The sequence below is a fragment of the Winogradskyella psychrotolerans RS-3 genome, from assembly GCF_000427335.1.
Classification (GTDB): domain Bacteria; phylum Bacteroidota; class Bacteroidia; order Flavobacteriales; family Flavobacteriaceae; genus Winogradskyella; species Winogradskyella psychrotolerans.
This window is the reverse complement of sequence record NZ_ATMR01000120.1, coordinates 1-2417: the sequence shown is the minus strand read 5'-3', so window position 1 is coordinate 2417 and position 2417 is coordinate 1. Positions and strand designations below refer to the sequence as shown.

Below are 2417 nucleotides of genomic sequence, written 5' to 3'. Positions count from 1 at the left end.
GTGATAACCCAATCACAGGATTGTATACCAACATTGTAGCGAACAATCAAATGATTTATGTGCGTTCAGAGAATACCTTAACCGGTTGTTACAGTCTTACAACTAATACACTAGAATTAATTGTATTACCATCACCAGAAGTGCCAACAAGTATAGAATCTTACACTATATGTGACACCGATGATAATGGAATCACCCAATTTGATCTTACCACTAAAGATGATGAGATTTTAAACGGACAAGATCCATTAGAAGTTGTATTGACTTACCATGTTAGCGAATTAGATGCTGTAAGTGGAAACAATCCTATTATCAATGTTGGTAATTATACCAATAACGCAAATCCACAACTCATTTATGTGCGTTTGTTTAATCCAACCACAGGTTGTCAGGATACAGGGCTATTTGAATTAGAAGTTAATTTACCCCCAGTAGCCGTACAACCCACACAATTGAGTGTATGTGATGATTTAGGAGAGACACCAGGAGATGAGTTCACATCATTTGATTTAACGGTGAAAGATAATGAGATTACAGGAGGCAATGCAAGTTGGTCCGTAGCGTATTATGAGACCAATGCCGATGCACAATCTCAGACGAATGTGATACCAGATCCAACACAGTATACCAATACGTCTATAAACGGATTAGGTGCTAATCCACAAACGCTTTATGTCGTCGTTACCGATACGGATACAGGTTGTGTAGATTTTGAAACATTAACGATACGCGTATTGCCAAATCCAACACCAACGCCAAGTGATCAATTACCAAACTTAGAATTGTGTGACGACATTAACACCGGAGATGGAGTAGAGGTTTTTGATCTTACGGAAAATGAAATACTCATTCTTAATGGAGAAGCCGGAGTTACAGCAAGCTACTATGAGAGTTTAGACGATGCTAACTCAGCAAGCAATGTGATACCAGACCCAACGCAGTATAGCAACACGGAAACACCAGAGCAAGAGATTTATGTAAGGGTGACTAATGATGCTACTGGCTGTTATGCACTAGTTGATTTTACGATTGTTGTACATCCATTACCAACAGTTGTGGCGGTAACGGACTTTATACAATGTGAATTAAATACCGATGGCTTTGATAATTTTGATTTAACCACTAAAGACGACGAAGTTTTAAACGGTCAAGATCCAACGCAATTTATAGTGAGCTATCACGATAATTTAGCTGATGCCGAAGCTGGTATGAATGGTTTAGTAAGTTTGTACACAAACACAAGCAACCCACAGCAGATATTTGTGACCATTACAAACAATGTAACAGGATGTTCAATTAGCACACAAAGCTTTAATATAGAAGTTCAAGAAGCAGCACAAGCTAATCCAAATATGGCACCAATTCTTTATGAAACCTGTGATGATGAGATGGAAACTGATGGAGATCCAACCAATGATAGTGCACAGTTTGATTTAACCACCAGGGATGCAGAAGTTTTAGACGGTCAAGATCCACTAAACTATATGGTAACCTATTATGAAACGCAAGACGATGCGGACTTAAAGGTAAATCCATTACCAACGTTGTATGAAAATATTAGTAACCCTCAAGTGATTTATGCACGAGTAGATAATGATACACCAGATGGCACCACAGGTAATGATACCTCTATATGTTACGCTGTAGCAGAATTAACTTTACAGGTTAACCCATTACCAGAATTTGATTTAGAAGAGACGTATATCCTATGTTTAAATACTAATGGTACTGAAACATTAGACCCACTAGTGATAGATACAGGTTTATCAGCAACGGACTATAGTTTTGAATGGAGTTATAACAATACTGTTATACCAGGGGCAACAGGTCCAAGTATCACGCCAGCAGAAGGAGGAAGCTATAGTGTTTTAGTAACAGACATGAGTACATCAACAGTAACCAATTGTACTAATGTTGATACTACTGACGTTATAGAAAGTGAACCACCAAGTTTAACTGTAGAACTCTTAACACCAGCTTTCGCAGATAATCACAGTTTAGAAGCTATAGCCATAGGAATAGGTGTTTATGAATACAGTTTGGACGGAGGTCCATGGCAAGATGACAACATCTTTACAGGGTTGTCAGCAGGAGACCATGAGATCACGGCAAGAGACAAAAATGGTTGTGGATTAATAACAACATCAAGGTTTATTATCGATTACCCACTGTTTTTCACACCTAATGGAGATGGAAATAATGAAACTTGGAACATTGAAGGTGTTGGAAGTAATGCAAAAATTTATATATTTGACCGGTACGGAAAATTATTAAAGCAGTTAAGTCCCGATGGAAATGGTTGGAACGGAACGTTCAATGGAGAAGCCATGCCAACGAGTGATTATTGGTTCACAGTAGAGTATGACGAACCAAGCGACGGTGTACGTAAAGAATTTAAAGCTCATTTTAGTTTAAAA

Annotated in this window: 1 protein-coding gene; it reads left to right on the top strand. The window is 38.1% G+C overall.

All coding sequences use genetic code 11. From position 1 onward, the window contains the following. The coding region (locus ADIWIN_RS11760; protein ID WP_040757184.1) for a T9SS type B sorting domain-containing protein at window positions 1-2417 on the top strand (2417 nt) is incomplete at both ends.